At 37.4% G+C, this 16,880-nt stretch carries 15 protein-coding genes and 2 tRNA genes; all 17 read right to left on the bottom strand.

Annotated features, from left to right (window positions below):
- Positions 1 to 105 precede the first annotated feature (105 nt).
- Positions 106 to 1,146, bottom strand: coding sequence for an AI-2E family transporter (locus tag QY321_01090; protein WKZ25010.1), 1,041 nt, complete (start codon positions 1,144 to 1,146; stop codon positions 106 to 108).
- A 41-nt stretch (positions 1,147 to 1,187) separates the two neighbouring features.
- Positions 1,188 to 2,636: a DEAD/DEAH box helicase gene (locus tag QY321_01085; GenBank protein WKZ25009.1), complete on the bottom strand. Its 1,449-nt coding sequence runs from the start codon at positions 2,634 to 2,636 to the stop codon at positions 1,188 to 1,190.
- A 166-nt stretch (positions 2,637 to 2,802) separates the two neighbouring features.
- A complete protein-coding gene (locus QY321_01080; GenBank protein ID WKZ25008.1) occupies positions 2,803 to 3,060 on the bottom strand; it encodes a YdeI/OmpD-associated family protein in 258 nt (85 codons plus the stop codon).
- Between the two features lie 5 nt (positions 3,061 to 3,065).
- Positions 3,066 to 4,331, bottom strand: coding sequence for a DNA (cytosine-5-)-methyltransferase (gene dcm, locus QY321_01075; GenBank protein WKZ25007.1), 1,266 nt, complete (start codon positions 4,329 to 4,331; stop codon positions 3,066 to 3,068).
- A gap of 102 nt (positions 4,332 to 4,433) precedes the next feature.
- Positions 4,434 to 5,150 carry an Eco47II family restriction endonuclease gene (locus QY321_01070; protein WKZ25006.1) on the bottom strand — a complete coding sequence of 239 codons (717 nt, stop codon included), beginning with the start codon at positions 5,148 to 5,150 and terminating at the stop codon, positions 4,434 to 4,436.
- Positions 5,151 to 5,536: 386 nt separating this feature from the next.
- The gene (locus QY321_01065; GenBank protein ID WKZ25005.1) at positions 5,537 to 6,301 is read right to left on the bottom strand and encodes a hypothetical protein; all 765 of its coding nucleotides are present in this window, start codon (positions 6,299 to 6,301) and stop codon (positions 5,537 to 5,539) included.
- 187 nt (positions 6,302 to 6,488) lie between these two features.
- Positions 6,489 to 7,214 carry a hypothetical protein gene (locus tag QY321_01060; GenBank protein WKZ25004.1) on the bottom strand — a complete coding sequence of 242 codons (726 nt, stop codon included), beginning with the start codon at positions 7,212 to 7,214 and terminating at the stop codon, positions 6,489 to 6,491.
- Between the two features lie 119 nt (positions 7,215 to 7,333).
- A tRNA-Asn gene (locus QY321_01055) sits at positions 7,334 to 7,408 on the bottom strand.
- Positions 7,409 to 7,487: 79 nt separating this feature from the next.
- Positions 7,488 to 8,558 carry a sigma-70 family RNA polymerase sigma factor gene (locus tag QY321_01050; protein ID WKZ25199.1) on the bottom strand — a complete coding sequence of 357 codons (1,071 nt, stop codon included), beginning with the start codon at positions 8,556 to 8,558 and terminating at the stop codon, positions 7,488 to 7,490.
- Positions 8,559 to 8,844: 286 nt separating this feature from the next.
- Positions 8,845 to 10,725, bottom strand: coding sequence for a DNA primase (dnaG, locus tag QY321_01045; GenBank protein ID WKZ25003.1), 1,881 nt, complete (start codon positions 10,723 to 10,725; stop codon positions 8,845 to 8,847).
- A 97-nt stretch (positions 10,726 to 10,822) separates the two neighbouring features.
- The gene (locus QY321_01040; GenBank protein WKZ25002.1) at positions 10,823 to 11,230 is read right to left on the bottom strand and encodes a hypothetical protein; all 408 of its coding nucleotides are present in this window, start codon (positions 11,228 to 11,230) and stop codon (positions 10,823 to 10,825) included.
- A gap of 7 nt (positions 11,231 to 11,237) precedes the next feature.
- Positions 11,238 to 11,327: transfer RNA gene (locus QY321_01035), tRNA-Ser, on the bottom strand.
- Positions 11,328 to 11,338: 11 nt separating this feature from the next.
- A complete protein-coding gene (locus QY321_01030; protein ID WKZ25001.1) occupies positions 11,339 to 12,130 on the bottom strand; it encodes a thioredoxin domain-containing protein in 792 nt (263 codons plus the stop codon).
- An 11-nt stretch (positions 12,131 to 12,141) separates the two neighbouring features.
- Positions 12,142 to 13,650 (bottom strand): Asp-tRNA(Asn)/Glu-tRNA(Gln) amidotransferase subunit GatA, encoded by a 1,509-nt coding sequence (gatA, locus tag QY321_01025; GenBank protein WKZ25000.1) that lies wholly within the window; start codon positions 13,648 to 13,650, stop codon positions 12,142 to 12,144.
- A gap of 62 nt (positions 13,651 to 13,712) precedes the next feature.
- A complete protein-coding gene (locus QY321_01020; GenBank protein WKZ24999.1) occupies positions 13,713 to 14,012 on the bottom strand; it encodes an Asp-tRNA(Asn)/Glu-tRNA(Gln) amidotransferase subunit GatC in 300 nt (99 codons plus the stop codon).
- Positions 14,013 to 14,188: 176 nt separating this feature from the next.
- Positions 14,189 to 15,319: a hypothetical protein gene (locus tag QY321_01015; protein ID WKZ24998.1), complete on the bottom strand. Its 1,131-nt coding sequence runs from the start codon at positions 15,317 to 15,319 to the stop codon at positions 14,189 to 14,191.
- Between the two features lie 154 nt (positions 15,320 to 15,473).
- A complete protein-coding gene (locus QY321_01010) occupies positions 15,474 to 16,790 on the bottom strand; it encodes a type II secretion system protein (protein WKZ24997.1) in 1,317 nt (438 codons plus the stop codon).
- Between the last annotated feature and the right edge of the window lie 90 nt (positions 16,791 to 16,880).

Below are 16,880 nucleotides of genomic sequence, written 5' to 3'. Positions count from 1 at the left end.
ATAATAAACAGCCAAAAGGCTTATATATTTATTATATAACATTTTCAAGATAAAGCAAAACCCGCTAGGAAAGCGGGTTATTGATTGAAAAATATTCCAGCTATTTTATGCCGTCTTATTCCCCCGACCCTTAAGCGAGGCGTAGATTTCAATTAAGGCAAGACAAACACTCATGGCGAGCGGACCCAGGAGAAAACCTAATGGTCCAAAAAAGGCTAGCCCACCCAAAATAGCGATAAAGACCATTAGTGGGTGTAATTGCATCCCGCGACCAACCAGTCTGGGGCCAAGGAAGTTATCAACAAGGCCAACAGCGGTTACTCCCCAAACCAAAAGCCCTATCGCACCAAAGGTATTGCCAGTAATAAAGAGAAATATAATTGCCGGAGTAATAACCAGGGCAGTACCGATACCTGGTAAAAAAGCGGATATAACGGACACACTTCCCCATAATACGGCGTTTGGCACTCCAAAGATCGCAAAACCAATACCCGTTAAAACACCTTGAATAAGACCAATAGTGAGATTACCTTTGACAGCTGCCGACACTGCGGTCTTTAAGCGAGATACAATAAACTCATCATCAGTATCATCTAAAGGACTCAAAACCACCAGATAATTCTTTAACTTACTGCCATCTTTAAGTAGGAAATAAAAAGCGATAAGGAAAACAAGTAAATTAAGAAGCATTTTAGCAAAACTTGAAAACACAGCACCAAGGTTTTCAATTAAAAACGCAAGTCCTTGTTTAACATACTGACCAATATCAATTTGAAAATCTTCAGGAATCGGAAGAATGCCACGAGCTTGATTAAGAGCATTTTCAATTGCCCCAACAAAATCGCCACCACCTTCATTAACCAAAGATTGATACAGCTGACTAGACTCTTTAAAAATTTGGATTCCGAGAAAAGTTACCGGTAATAAGACCAAAACAACCGCAATAATGGTTGTAAAAAAAGCTGCCAGGCTTTCTCGTTTTTTTAGATGATTTAAAAGCTTTTTATAGATCGGCTGAAAAAGAAAAGCGAAGATAGCGGCTAAAATAAGCGGACTCAAAAATGGCTTAGCTATAAAATAGACAACGACCATGGAGCCTGCCAAGGCAAGAAACAGAAAATAATTAGAATGATGATTTTTGATCATATGGTTATATTATAGCATAATGCTATAATCTTTTAATCTCCCTATCTTTCCCTATTAGATGATCGGTTGGTATTAAATTTACGTCCACCGTTATTACGACCATACTGTGGTCTGCTTCCATTAGCTGAAGAACTTCCTTGATTGTTATTACTAAAACGTCTTTGTTTGGGCTGTCCGCTTCCAACTCTCCTATCTTCGTTTCTATTGCTCCTTTCTCTGGTTCTTCTGTCTTCGTTTCTATTGCTTCTTTCTCCAGTTCTCGGACCCCTTTGTGCGTTATTAGGAGTATGTGGCTTCCTGGTTCTTGGGTACTCGGAATTATTACTTCTACCTCTAGGGGCATTATTGTTGATAGGATTTACCTTGGGCTCAACAGAGTAAGTATTATTACTAATAGACAATTTCTTGTTAATAAGTTTTTCAATAGCACTAATATCTCTTAATTGATCAGGAGTGGCAAAAGAGATTGCCCTACCGTTACGACCAGCTCTACCTGTTCTACCGATACGATGAACATAATCGGCATGAGCGTCCGGTAGATTATAGTTAATGACCAACTCAATTCCCTTTACATCAAGTCCACGAGAAGCCACGTCGGTCGCTACCAGAATTCTGGTCCTACCACTTCTAAAAGACTCTAAAGTCTTACTACGACGACTTTGGGAGAGATTGGAATGAATTTCAGCTACTGAATGAGATGAAACAGCTAGTTTTTTTACTACTTCCTTTACACCATGCTTGGTTCTGACAAAAACCAAAATTGAACCTTTATTCTTCTTAATAATATCTTCCAAACAAGCAAAACGATCTGTACCTTTTACAATAATTACTTCCTGATCAACGGTTTCAGCGGTAGTACCCTGTGGAGCTACTTCAATACTAATTGGTAACTTAAGATACTTGGCTGCTAATTTGGCAATAGCCGCCGGCATAGTAGCCGAAAAAAGCATGGTTTGTCTATCTGTTGGGGCAAGTTTAAGGATCTCTTCCATCTGAGGCGCAAAACCAAGATCAAGCATCATATCAGCTTCATCTAATACTATGGTTTTTACATCATCAAGACTGAAGGTACGACGCTTTAAGTGATCTATTAAACGACCTGGAGTAGCAATAACTATATGAGGATTTTTTCTTAAAAGAAAAAGTTGTTTTTGGATAGCTTCACCCCCGATTAAAACAGCTGTTTTAAGTCCAAAGGGTAAACCTACTTTCTTAATACTTTGCGCTACCTGGCTGGCCAGCTCTCTAGTTGGGACAACCACTAGACCACGCCCCTTTAGCGCAGATAATCTTTGTAACATTGGAAGACCAAAGGCTAAAGTTTTGCCTGTGCCGGTTTGGGCAATACCAATTATATCCTGCCCTTCCAGGGCCGGTGGGATAGCTTGGGCTTGAATCGGGGTGGGTGTACTTAAACCAAGCCCGGAAAGAACCTTAAGTATTGAGTCTTTAATACCTAAAGACGCAAAAGTGATTTTTGTTTCTGACATAATAAAAATAAGTGACCCGATTTCTCAAATATCACTTATCTTTAGAAGGCTTGAAAATTCGAATCTATTTAGTTAGATTACCAGCCTACCATAAAAAAGCATTATTGGCAAGAGCTGCACATAAATAATAGCTATGTTAAATAGCACATAGTAGAAAAGTAGAAAATTAACGATGTGAACAACCAGCCCAGCAACAAGGGCGACGTAAACCAGCAAGTAGCTTATCTTTAGCTATCTTTATCCGACGAGCTCTGGTTTTCTCTTTTTTAGAAGAAATTACCCAACAAATCCACTCATTACGAGCCAGTGGGGTAATACTCTCCCAAGTAGTTAAGATCTTAGGAGAAGAGCTAAGAGCTTGTTTTAGATCAGAAGGCATGGTGTGGACTACTCCAGTAGAGATAGTTTTTTTGGTCTTGGTCATAAAAATCAATATCCAAAAAGATTTAACTGTATAAGGTCATCTATTTTATCTATTGGCTCAACTTTATACATTGTCTTAGAGTCTATCTTTTTATCCAGCATAGCAATAATACAGCGTCCTATATGATATCCTAAATTAGCTGGAACAGCATTTCCGATTTGCTTATATTGAGAAGATATTGGACCAGAAAATTTCCAAGTATCAGGAAATGTTTGTATTCTTGCATACTCCCTAACGTTAAGAGGTCTGGTTTCTTCAGGGTGGCACCTTTCTGTCTGTTTTTGAGCTGGAGCACATGTTAATGTAAGACTAGGCTCATCCCATGAAAGTCTACGAGCCATGCCTGTCTTACCGCCTCCCATATAGTAACTTGACCTCATATATTCTTTCTGTAGATCAAGTGGAAGATCTCGCCAATACCCTCCAGGAGGAATAAGATCCATTATTTCTTTTTTTCTCTCTGGATATTTTTGTCCTTCTGAATAAGGGCAATTTTCAAGAGCCTCTCTTAAAGAGATCGTATAATCCTTTTCTTTTGGAAAAAATATTGGTAAATCTAAATCTTTCCGAACACCCAATATTATTAGTCTTTCTCTTTTTTGTGGTACATCAAAATATTGAGCTTTTAAAACCCTAAAAGCTACGTTGTAACCTAATTCAATTAAAACATTTAAAATAGATTTCAAGGTTTTTCCATTTTCATGCTTTAATAGACCTCTTACATTTTCACCCATTAAAACTTTTGGCCTAACTTCTTTAACGCATCTTGCAAAATCAAAAAATAGAGTTCCTCTTGCGTCTTCAAATCCTAGTTTTTTACCAGCATAACTAAATGCCTGACAAGGAAATCCACCCTCAACAATATCAGCTTTTAAACCTTTAAAATCCATTTTTGTAATATCAGCCTGAACAACATTCCATTTTGGTTTATTCATTTTTAAGGTCTGTACACTATTTTTATCAATATCAGATAATAAAACATGTCTAAGTCCAGCATGTTCAAAACCAATAGCCGTACCTCCAGCACCAGCAAATAACTCAATTACCGAATAATCTGACTTTTCTTTACTTTTTAATATTTTATAATAGTTCTTTTTTTGATTACCATTATTTTTATTAATAATCCTCTGTAATTCTTCAATATTAAAAAGTCTATAATTTAATTTTGATCTATCAGCCCTAATAAGCCCTTTCTTCTCCCAACGCCTTATGGTATCTGGGGAGACATTAATAATATTAGAAGCTTCTAAGACTGTATATAACTTAGCCATATTAATATAAGTTATTAATTTATAATTATTATTATATCAAATAACCCTTGCATTAGGCAAGGGTTATGATTATTTAAATAATAGTTGACTCGCTAAAATTTATTAATAAATAACATCAAAAAGATTTCTAAATACTTTCTCATTTTTAATCTCCTTAATATCCACTCCTAGAATATCCCCTATAACATCAGGAATTATATAATATAGTTTTTTTAAAGCATCTTTATCACCACTTAATAAAGCATAAAAACTTTTCCCATCAATAACTCTAATATTAACATTCGTTGGTCTTCTTTTTTTAGTTTTATTATCTGGTGGTGTAAATTCTTTATCATATTCTTTTTTTGCCCTTGGTATTATCTCAACATAATAACCCGTATAACCATTATATTCATTCTGTAATATTTTTTTTAAATCATCGTAAACAGCTGTTTTATGATTACCTTTAGTTGTGTTGTATTTATTCTTTACCTCAGCAATAATTTTCTTATCATGATTTACTAAATCTATAACCTTCCCCTTTCCTAAGCTCTCACAACCAGAAATACTGCCTAATATTTCCTGATGGAAACTTCCTAGGGCATTTTGTATCGTCTTTTGAGACTGTCTACCTCTTTCCTTAATTAACCAATCAGAAAAATTAAGATTTAATGTAACAACATCAAAAAGAGCAGAAAATGGATCTATAGAGTTTTTATATAAATCTTCTGCTTCTTTTATTGTTCTATTAGCTACATTTAAAACAACTTCAACATTTTTATACAAATCTTCATTACCAATAAAGGGTAATAATTGTTTTTTTGGCACCGAATAGTTCATATAACAAAAACCTAAAAATATTAAAATACTTTAGCTCACCGCCCTGAGCTAGACAAACAACCGTAATTAGTCAAACACAGCAAGGCTTTTCTGAGCCTGTCTATTACATCATATCAAGGCTCTCTGAGCATGTCAAAAAGTAACACTGCTATCGTTATTTAGTATTTCCAGACTCCTGTAATAAGTAAAATGAATTTTGTAAGGGCAAATGAAAGTATCGAAACTATATAAAAAACAAACTCTTCAATCATTTTTATCCCCCATGTTTTATACGAGATTGTAATTATCGTAATAAAAACCAAGAAATGTACTGTTTTCCCTATAAGTCTATTAGTTTCTGAGGTTAAGCCATTTGCTGAACGAAGTGCCATCATATAGTAACAATATTATGTAGGCCAAAGTCTAAAAGTAGTCTGTCCGATAAGCCATACCTCTTTAAAATTAGCTTCACGTAATAAAAACGAAAGATTAGTCTTTGCAGCAGAGGCATATTTATTTAAGATACCTGGCCAAGCGTCAATAAGAAGAATTAAATTATTTTTTTCTTTGGGATCATAATCATTCTTTCTTCTAATGGCCGTCTCTATTAATGGCACAAGAGCATTAGTAATTAAATCTACGGCACCCAATGTATTAAGTTTCTGCCAGAAATCCTTATCATAGAGCTTCGTAATTTGGTAATACTCCCCTCGGGATCCATCTTCTGCTGTTGCTATAACATCTACCAATGAGTTTTCTATATCATTAACAAATGTGACTAAATACTTTCTTTCCGAGCTTGCGAACTTCTTCGCCACATTTATTTCACTTACTTGTTTCCTTGTTATCTTTCCCGATTGTCTTGCACTAATTTTTTGATTACCTTCCTCATCTTCTCCAAGGGACCCTACCCGTAATGAGTCTGATAAAACAAATGTATCACTGAGACTCTTGGTGATAAACTTATGTCCACAGACAAATTCATACGAAGTAGTATCTTCTGATTTAACTATATTCTCTATTACCAATTTCTCTCCGCAGCGACATTTACCCTGAGCCCATGCTGATAAAGCCTCTATATATTCCTCGCTTTCACATCCTTGCAAGGCTGATATTAATCTTCTTTGAGCATCTAATATAAAAAGCTTTAAACTTTCACTGGAATTACTCATAAATTATTTTATTATTTATTTAAGCTCGTAAAATAGCCCATTTTTATATGGAATAGAATAAATATAAATTATACCGTATGAAAAAGTTTCATTTATTTTATTACAGGTATCAACTTTTTTTACTTTTTTAGACGTAAGATTTCAACTTTAAAGGATTCGATTTCTATTTTAAATCTTTTCCCGACATTTAAATTGAAATAAATTTAATTGGATTGGACGAGCCCTGTTTTATTAGATGTTTCACTGATTTATTAACATACAGATTTCTAATCTTGTTGTCAGCGATTCTTCCCTTAAACATAATCCTTGGGCTTCTTTTAAGGTCAGCTACCCACTCTCTTGGTTGGTACACTTCCCTAATAATCCCTCGATACACTGCACAAGCAATATCGGTTCTACTTGCTCGTGATAGCTTAACTCTCCAAGAACTTCGGGTGGCATTATATAAATCTTTTGGGGTTTTGCACTCTCTAAACTTTCTGTTAATAGTGATTAGTATCGCGTTGTGCCTAAATTCTTTTACCGGCTCAGCTTGATATTTAAGATTAATGTCTTGAAGCGTCATAATACCTCGATCGAAGGAACCATGACCTTTAACCAAATTAGTCAAATCTATTTTCCGATCATAGCTCAAAAAATCAATTATGGCTGATTCAATCTCAAAAGCTTCTTGTTCGGTAAGCCCGTGCCGTAGCACTAATAATTCAGGGGTCTTTTTTGAGGCAATAATTGATTTAATTATCTTCTCTTTTTCAGAAGTACTTTGTATGGCCACTAAGGCTCGAAGTTCATGACTATTAATACGTTTACCCTTGCCTTTGCCTACATAAAATATTTTCTTGCTCCTCGGGTCTCTTAAAAGGTAAACATAATACTGAAGTTTTTCAATAGTCGCTTGATTTAAGTCAGTCATTTATTTAAAAATAATCTACTCATCTATTCTAACCAAAATGCTGTTTAAGCAATTTTTGTATATATGACTAGAGACAGTACAAAGAGCTTAAATACTAAGCTCCTAGTGCTAGCTCAACTTGGCTCCCGGGGTCGGATTCGAACCGACGACCAATTGGTTAACAGCCAACTGCGCTACCGCTGCGCCACCCGGGAATAACATGCCTAGCGATTAAGCTAAACATGATTATCATCATAACCAAAGACAATTAAAATGTCAATTAATTATAACTCTTTAATAATCCTTTAATTTATTAATCAAATGATGCTTTTGGATCTTTTCTAGAGTTTTAAACTCAATTTGGCGGATACGTTCTCTGGTAACCTCAAACTCTGAACCCACCTCTTCCAAGGTATGAGAAACTCCATCTAAAAGCCCAAAACGCATCTCTAGAATCTTTTGTTCTCTTGGGGTTAACTCGGAAATTATATCTCTAACATAATCCCTTAAAAGTTGGAGGGCGGCTGCTCTATCTGGTGTAACATTCTTAACATCTTCAATAAAGTCCTCTAGGGTAGAATCTTCATCATCGTCTCCCACTGAGGTTTCCAAAGAAATAGTATCTTGGGATATTTTAATAATATATCTCACCTTGTCTATAGATTCATTCATTTCCGCCGCTACTTCTTCAGGCATAGGTTCTCTACCTAAATTCTGAATTAATTGTCTTTGGATATGTTGAAAACGATTAATCGTTTCTACCATGTGTACCGGGATACGAATAGTACGAGACTGATCTGCTAAAGAGCGGGTAATAGCCTGCCTAATCCACCAAGTGGCATAAGTAGAGAACTTAAAGCCTTTACGATATTCAAACTTCTCCACTGCCCGAAATAACCCGATATTACCTTCTTGGATAAGGTCAAGTAAACTAAGTCCCTTAGTACCGGCAAACTTTTTGGCAATAGAAACCACTAAACGAAGGTTAGCTTCAATTAGTCTTCTTTCTGCCGCCTTATCCCCTCTTTCTTTTCTTTGGGACAACTCTATCTCTTCCTCACCACTTAAAAGCGGTACCTTACCAATTTCTCTTAAATACATCTGGATAGAATCTGAAGAGAGTTCGGAAATATCAAACTTAAGACGATCCTTATCTTCACCAATTACAGCAGATAATTGATCCTGCTTTTTTTGGTTGGCTCCTGAATCCAAGAAACCCCCGGAGTCTTCTATAATATCAATACTGTTTCTTTGTAGTCTTTCCAAAAAGACTTCATAATCATAAATATAATCTTCTACATAAGGAAAAGCATATAACAATTCGGTTTCGGTAACAAAACCCCGAGAACGTGCCTTGCCAACCATCTCATCAGCTGCGGTTGTATTAAAAAAAGTTTGCACCACACGAGACTCAACGGTTTTTTTAACCGTGGTTTTTTTAGAATCGGCCTTTTTAGTTTTAGTAGAAGTTGTTTTCTTAATTTGGGTAGATTTATTTTTCTTATTTTTATCTTTAACACTATCTTTAGCTTTGGCTCTAGCTTTTGTCTTTTCTTTCTCTTTCCCTTTTTTGGCCGGCTTAACAGCCTTGGCTTTAATAATCTTTTTTGGCATAAAAAACATAACAAGACGATCACTAACAAAATCGTCGTTAATTAGGAAGCTGCCTTAACTCTTCGGTTAAGTTTTTAAATTCATTAAGCAGTTCACGAAGACGGTCCGAAGAGCTAACTTCATCGTCCTCAGTCTTCTTGGACTGCACTTCAGTGATCAGGCGGGTCACGAGCTTAAGGCGGCGGCTTAAATAAGCACGGCGCAAATGAGTAATAATCTCGGCCAAAGCCTGTTCAACCTTGGATGTTTCGCTGTCTGCGTAATCTTTTTCGGTTATCAGGGCCAGACGATCTAAAGATTTAACGACTTTTTCGTCTGCCTGGGTCTGCTCACTGAGCCAAACCCTAAATTCCGGATAAACCAAAGCTTCCGCCGTGTCCGCATGGACACCTTTAGCGCTATTCTTATTATAATAAATAATTAAAAGTCTGTAAAGAGCCTGGTTAACCTCCCCTACTAATTGCTCAATTGACAAGCGGCTATCTATGGAACGAATAAAAAACGGAAAAGCCAGAAGATAGCATAAAAGATTTTCAGATAAAATCTCTTCACGACTCTTTTCGGTCTTAGACTCCAAAGAAACCTCAGCCTTATCTAAGATCTTGTTTATATAACCACCGGAATTATTATCCTTTAAGGACTCTTTTTTTAGATCTTGTAATAAAACATTTTCCGGAGTATCTAATTTCTCGGCTAATATCTTAAGCCAATATGATTGTTCAACCGAATTGGCTACTCGAGCTAAACGAGGTAAAAGAAGTTCAGCTCCGCGACGACGTCCGGTTGGTGAAGACAAATCCAGAGAAGAAAGGGTTTCTTCAAAATAATATTCCATCACCGGCTTAGCCTCTTTAACGGCTTTAAGCCAACCTTCAGGGTCTTTTCTTATACACTCATCCGGATCCTTACCGGCCGGCAAAATAATTACCTTAGTTTCCATCTCTCCGCGTAAGGCCGCTTCACTAGCTCTATCTAGAGCCGCCTTACCAGCACTGTCCATATCCAAGGCAAAAGAAACGGAATTGGTAAAGCGCTTAAGTAAAGAAATTTGTTCATCTGTTAAAGCTGTACCTGAGGTGGCAATAACATTCTTAAAACCAGCCTGATGCGCACTTACACAATCCATTTGCCCTTCTACCGCTACCACGGTCTTAGTCTCTCTAATAGCCTGCTTGGCTTTATCTAGACCAAAAAGAATTCTACTCTTATCATATAAAGGAGTTTGCGGGCTATTAATGTATTTACCTTGAGAAGATTCATCCGCTAATTGTGGTAGAATACGTCCGCTAAAACCCACAGTATTACCGTTAATTTCACAAACAGGAAACATTAGTCTACCTCTAAAGCGATTATAGATCCGATTAGTTCCCTCTTTTCTTATACCGAGTCCGGCAGCCACAATATCTGTTTCCGAGTGTTTGCGAGAACGTAAAAAGTCTATGGCATCATTCCAATCTAGAGGTGCAAAACCTATTTGCCATTCCTTAACCGTTTCTTCGGTTAAACCTCGCTCTTTGGCATATTGCCTCGCTATAGCTCCAGCTTGCTCTGTCATTAAAAGACGATGATAAAAACCAGTCACCTGCTCCATAATATCCAAAAGACGGTTACGTAAAGAAGCGTTAGCGCCGGACTCCGCACGAAGGGTTACTCCGGCCCTGGGCGCTAAAAGCCTTAAAGCTTCCACAAAGCTTAGATTCTCCATCTCCATTACAAAAGAAAAAAGATCACCACCACGCGCGCAACCAAAACAGTGCCAAACTTGTTTAGTTGGACTAATGGATAAAGAAGGAGTCTTTTCATTATGAAAAGGACAGCGAGCCATAAAATTAGCGCCAGCCGCCTTAACCGGAGTATAATGACGAATTACTTCAACAATATCCAACTTGGCTTTTATTTCATCGGATGGATTAAGCATATGAAAAATTATACAAAAAGGCTAAAATAAGGGATATTCTTAAAAAACAATAGCTTGCTTTTTACTGCTAAGATCTTTAGTTTACCTTAAAACAAAATTACTGATTACGCAACATCTTAGACCAACGATCAGATCGCTCGTCATTAAGCGAGGGAGCAGGGGGCATTTGGGGGTAATGATCTTTTTTTTCGGTATATTTATCCTGTTTAACAAAAAACTTCTTTAACCTAATCATTTCTTTTTCCACCACCGGTCCGTCATACTCACCGCTATGCGCTGAAGAGCCTTGGTAGCTGGGTTGCTTTTGGTCTAGGTGAAGATTAACTACTGTTTCATTTTCATTTTCATCTACATAAATATGAAAACGAGGATAAGCGGAAACTCCAAAAGAACGAACAAAACTCCCCTGTCCGGTACGGCGAGATTGTATATAGCTATACCCAGCTAAACGCAAAATAGAAAAAGGAGTAGCTTCTAGTTGCTGGTTGGGGATTTTTAGTTTCATATAAAGTTGGCGGAAGGTGAGGGATTCGAACCCTCGATACCTGTTACGGTATACCGCCTTTCCAAGGCGGCGCACTCGACCACTATGCGAACCTTCCGGTTTACCTTATTATCTTTCCAGCTCTTCCTGTAAAAGAATCCTTAACCCCTGAGCCTCTGTGCCGTCCGGATAGGTAAATTCGTTATAAGGGAGAGCCCCAGGATAATAAATACCGTTTAAAAAGCTGGCTGGCGTACCAGAAACTCCTAATCTCTTAGCCTCCTGCTTTTGGCTCATTATCTTATCCAAATATTTATTGTTAGTCAAACAAGAAAGATATTGTTCTTGTTCAAGACCTAATTGTTCGCCCTTTTGGGCAATAGTTTCTTCGGTTATCTCACCATTGCGTTGTTCCTCAAACAAAGCATTATGCATTTCCCAAAACTTATCCTGTTCTCCCGCACACTCAGCCGCCTCAGCTGCCTGTATGGCCATATAATGGCTCTCTAGGGGGAAATGACGAACCACTACGACTAAATCTTCTCTAAAGTCATTTTTAGCCTTAGCAACAGTTTCACTGAAATTAGCAGAAAAAGGACACTCAAAATCATTATAAATAATTAGTTGCAACTTAGCATTACGAGGACCCCAAACATAATCTTCTGGACCGATTTCTCTAACTTGTGAGGTTTTATCTACTAAGACAGCGCCACTTAAACCAGGTTCATCTTCAACTAAAGGAGCAGAATCTTTTTTAGTAATCCCCGCCTTAAACCAATCTCCACTAAAACCGGAAGAAAGAAGCATTAATAACAAAACAAGACCAGATGATACGATACCGACCCAAAGGACATAGCGCAAAAAATTATCTGACTTTTTTTTATCACTTACAATATCCAATAAAGATTTCTTTTTTTTCATATAGTTGATTATTAATTCAAATTGGCTAATTTTATCTTTAAGCCGTTAAGTTTTATAAATTCATCAGCCGCCTCTAAAAGTTTATCATCTTGACCCTTTTGGCTAATTAGCTGTAAGCCGATCGGCAATGGTTCATAAACTACGGGTACTGAAATCGCCGGTAAGCCAGCTAAAGAAGCCGGAATAACAAAAGCGTCTTCCCGATAAAGATCAAGCGGCTTGGTCTTAGAGCCCAACTTAAAGGCTGGACTTGGTGTAGACGGTGTTATTATTATATCACAATCGGACAAAGCTTGCCTAAAATCTTTTTTAATCATCTCAACCGCCCGACAAGCACGATTATAATAAGCGTCATAATAACCGGAACTTAAAGCAAAAGTACCAAGCATAATTCTTCTTTTTACCTCAGGCCCAAAACCCTTAGCTCTAAGCTCACCATAAGCATCTTCAAGTTTTCTTCCACTAGTTAATGTTTGCCCGGCATAACGCAGTCCATCAAAACGAGCCAAGTTGGAACTTACCTCGCTGGGAGTAATAACATAATAGGCAGCTACCGCGTAATCCAGAGAAGGTAGTTTAATAATCTTTAGTTTAGCACCAGCTTGCTTAAGTTTAACCAGACTTTGTTCAAAAGCCTTATGTACTGCCTTATTATCCACAGAAAGTTCCTTAACGACTCCAATGGTCTTGCCAGACCAAAAGTTTTTACCTGGATTTACTTTGCTTGTTTTATTTAACTTAGATTTATTTTTTTTATCAAAAGACTTATTTAAAAAATTAAATTTAAGAGAGCTTTTAAAGGTGGTTGGATCCTTCTCGTCTTGGCCGGCCATAATAGATAAAACCAAAGCCGCGTCAGTTGCGGTATTAGCTAGAATACCGGGTACGTCGGTAGAGCTGGTCATGGCGATTAAACCAAAACGAGAACAAAGACCATAGGTTGGTTTATAACCCACCGTACCGCAAAGGGCTGCCGGCTGTCTAACCGAACCCCCCGTATCCGTACCTAAAGCGAACAAACAAAAACCGGCCGCCACTGCCGTAGCCGAACCCCCAGAAGAGCCTCCGGGTACCCGAGTTAAATCATGAGGATTTTTAGTCGGACCAAAAGCGCTATTCTCAGTAGAAGAGCCATGAGCAAATTCGTCCAAATTGGTTTTACCAAGCAACACCGCACCAGCCGCCTTAAGTCTTTTAATAATAGTGGCGTCATAAGGAGAGATATAGTTTTTAAGCAATTTAGAACCGGCAGTGGTAACTAGTCCCTTGGTCATGATATTGTCTTTAACCAAAAATGGTATACCCAATAAAGCTCCTTCTTCACCGTTAGCTATTTTTAAATCAGCCATTTTAGCAGCCGCCAAAGCCTGTTTCTCACAAATTAAAAGACAAGAATTAAGCTTGCGATCATAACGCTTAAGTCTTTTAAGATAAAGCTTGGTTAAATCTACAGAGGTTAACTCCCCGCTTTTAAAAAGCGCTAAAGCTTCGGTAATTGACAAGGGTAAGGGATGGTTCATAAAACTAAGAAAAAAATTTTAAGAAAAAGAAGGTAAGAAAATTAAATGATAAAAATAAACTACTAAGAAAATATTCTTGGGACAATAACTTGACCTTTTTTAATATTAGCTTGTTTTAAAGCCAAGGCTTTTTCATCATCCAAAGAAGGTAAGGCAATATCAGTTCGCGCAGAAAGATCAGCAACTTTATTATTATGCTTACCACTATCCTTAGAACCCTTAACTTCAGGCAAAGAGGATAAACGATCCACATAACGAAGAATACCGCCTATTTCGCGGCTATACTGAGAAGCTTCAACAGGAGTTAGCTTAAGACGAGCTAAACGAGCCAGATGTTGGATGTCTTTAGTGGAGAGGGACATACACTATAACCTTAAAATAACTTTAAAAGTATAAAAAATAATTTAAAAGTTTTATAATTACACCATAATTATAGCATATTAATAATCATAAGAAAAGATGCAGGTTTTTCATATAACAAAAACTTCTTAACTACATAAGTTAAGAAGTTTTAAAGGGTATTTTAAAAATTGTCATTTTATAAACTACCCCGTGGCTTCACACAACGAAATGAAATGGCATTAAATTCAGGAGTAAGCTTATCTTCAAGCCCTAAATAAAGAGAAAAAGCACCAGCTAAGGAAAAGGGTTGATTAACTGGGCTAAAAGTAACACCGCCGCCCCTCACAAAAATATTCCCCTTCCTGGAACAACCATAGTAAGTGCCGCCATGATCCCATTCATGACCCGTGCCATCAAAATAAGGTCCAGAAGCTTTGCGTTCATAATCAGTCATCATATTAAGGCTCCACCATAAATTTTGATAAAGTGTGGGACGATAAGCTCCTTTGCCAACACCTGGTAAGCAGCTATTATCCACCAGTTCCGAGGCGTTGCCAGATAAATCCCAAATTTTCTCACCAGTAGACAGAAGTAAGGTTCTTTGGTATTCGCCGAAACCTTCATCAAATCCATCCTTTAAGATCCCATTATTAGAGCCATATTCCCCATTACCATATTTCATCGCACCAACATTCACTACTCCAAGAATCCAGTTTTCCGACAGACGTTCAGTATCGCGCGCAATGGTCATCCATTCATTATTGGTAATAAGATGACCACCAACTGAAGCGCAATAGGCTTGAGCTGTGGCTCGGGTAACCCTTACTATCGGCTTACCCTGAGGAGACGAAACAATGCTACCACCATACTTCAAACAAGGCGCCACCTGATCATTATAACCACCCGGAATGGCGATATCCTGATGTGGCCGAAAAGCGCTTGATAAACACTTAGCCTCATATTTCATAACACAAAAATCTTCAGTTCTAAAAAAGGGATTGCCCGCAACTGGAACATATCCACTATCACAACCAAACCTCAACTCAGTAGTATCCTTTTTTTGTAAACCAAAATTGGAGTTACTTCTAATATCAAAATAACTTTGAGTATATACAAGCTTCTGCTTAGATAAATTATTTTCTACGCGACCAGCTTCTTTCTTAACAGAAGACTCTCCTGCCGTGGTTAACACTTTTATAACCCTCGCCGACGTATCTTTCGTCTGTGCCGAGACGATTGAGTTTGTGACACCAAAAACAGCTAATCCAAGAATTACCATGGATATAGTAGTTAAAAAAACGAATTTTACCTTATAAATATATTCCATATTAATTAAATTTAAAAACCCAGATCCAGATTATAATCTCTAATCTTAGAGATTAATTGTAGCATAATATAAGAAAACTGTCAATAGGTATAATTGTGGACAACTTTTGGTTATACAACCTCAACTTCTTTATGTAGTTTATATAAAATTATACTTACTTTACGCAACGAAACGATATAACATCAGCAATGGATATTAAATCAATATCTTCAATATCTAGTTTAAAATCTAAATAAAGAGAAAAAGCTCCTGGATATGGGCGAAAGCCAGCCGCTGGCGAGAGGATGCTTCCACCTCGCAGGAACGTGTTACCATTAATTGAGCAACCATAATAGAAACCACCATGGATATAATCATTACCAGTGCCATTATAATAGGGTCCGGTCATCCTTCTTTCATAATCTGTCTCTATATTAAAATTAGTCCAAAGTTGTTCATTTCCAGTGGGACGATACAATCCCTCACCTTCTCCGGAAAAACAACTCTCATCCACCAATTCAGAAGCATTGCCCGATAGGTCCCATATTTTATGGCCACTAGAAAGCCACAGGGTACGCTGAGCATATTCAGATCCTTCTGCATCAAATCCATTCAATAGGCCCTCTCCCCAAGCATTACCCTGTTTTAAACCACCAACATCTATCTGCTCGAATACCCAGTTATCGGCAATAGTCTCAGCATCTCGAGCGATCGTCATCCACTCTGGATTAGTAATAAGATGACCTCCGGCTGATTCGCAATATTCTTTGGCTTTAGTTTGGGTTAACTTAACTATTGGTTCTCCTTGTGGAGCTGAAGCTACCACACCTCCATTATCAAGACAGGGATTCTCCTGATCATTATGACCAGTTCCGTCTCCACCCGGATCAATTGGATCTTCTCCAAAACCACCTCCTCCGCCTCCACCTGATCCAACACCAAGGCACTTAGCTTCATATTGCATCACACAAAAATCATTGGTGTTAAACTCTGCACTACCCACTACCGGGATATAGCCGGGTTCGCAATCCAAGATACCGTTGGCAGTAGCGGTTTTTTTACCGGAATAAACCAGATCGGCTGTTTTATTACTTAAACAGAAAGTTAAAGAATAACGTTGTCCGCCTTCTAAGACTTTATACTGATACTCTTCATCAGGACAATTGTTATCTGTTCTGGGAGTTGGATTGGTTGGTACTCTTAAAATATAGTTTGTTGCACCCGAAGACAAACTACCACCAAAATTTAAATTTTGGGGATATTCACCATGATCGGCGTAATAATTTTTTAAAGCCAACTGTACTTGTTGAATATCGGAGACTCTTTTAGCGTCCCTGGAGTTCATACGAGAATTATTAAAATATATAACACTAACCGTAGTTAAAACCCCGATAATAGCGATAACTACTAGGAGTTCTATGAGGGTAAAAGCAGAAGCGTCTTTCCTTCTTTTATAACAAGACTCTTTAAAAGCCCTTATTAAATTAAACATATCTTTATATAAGCTATTAATTATTAGGTTATTATAGCATCTAGCAAGAAAAGGTGCAATTTAAATAAATACCCAAAATAAGTAAAAATT

The organism is Patescibacteria group bacterium (genome assembly GCA_030583705.1).
In the GTDB taxonomy this organism is placed as follows: Bacteria; Patescibacteriota; Patescibacteriia; order Patescibacteriales; family Patescibacteriaceae; genus Patescibacterium.
The sequence above is the reverse complement of the archived record's forward strand: the minus strand, read 5'-3'. Positions and strand labels throughout refer to the sequence as shown.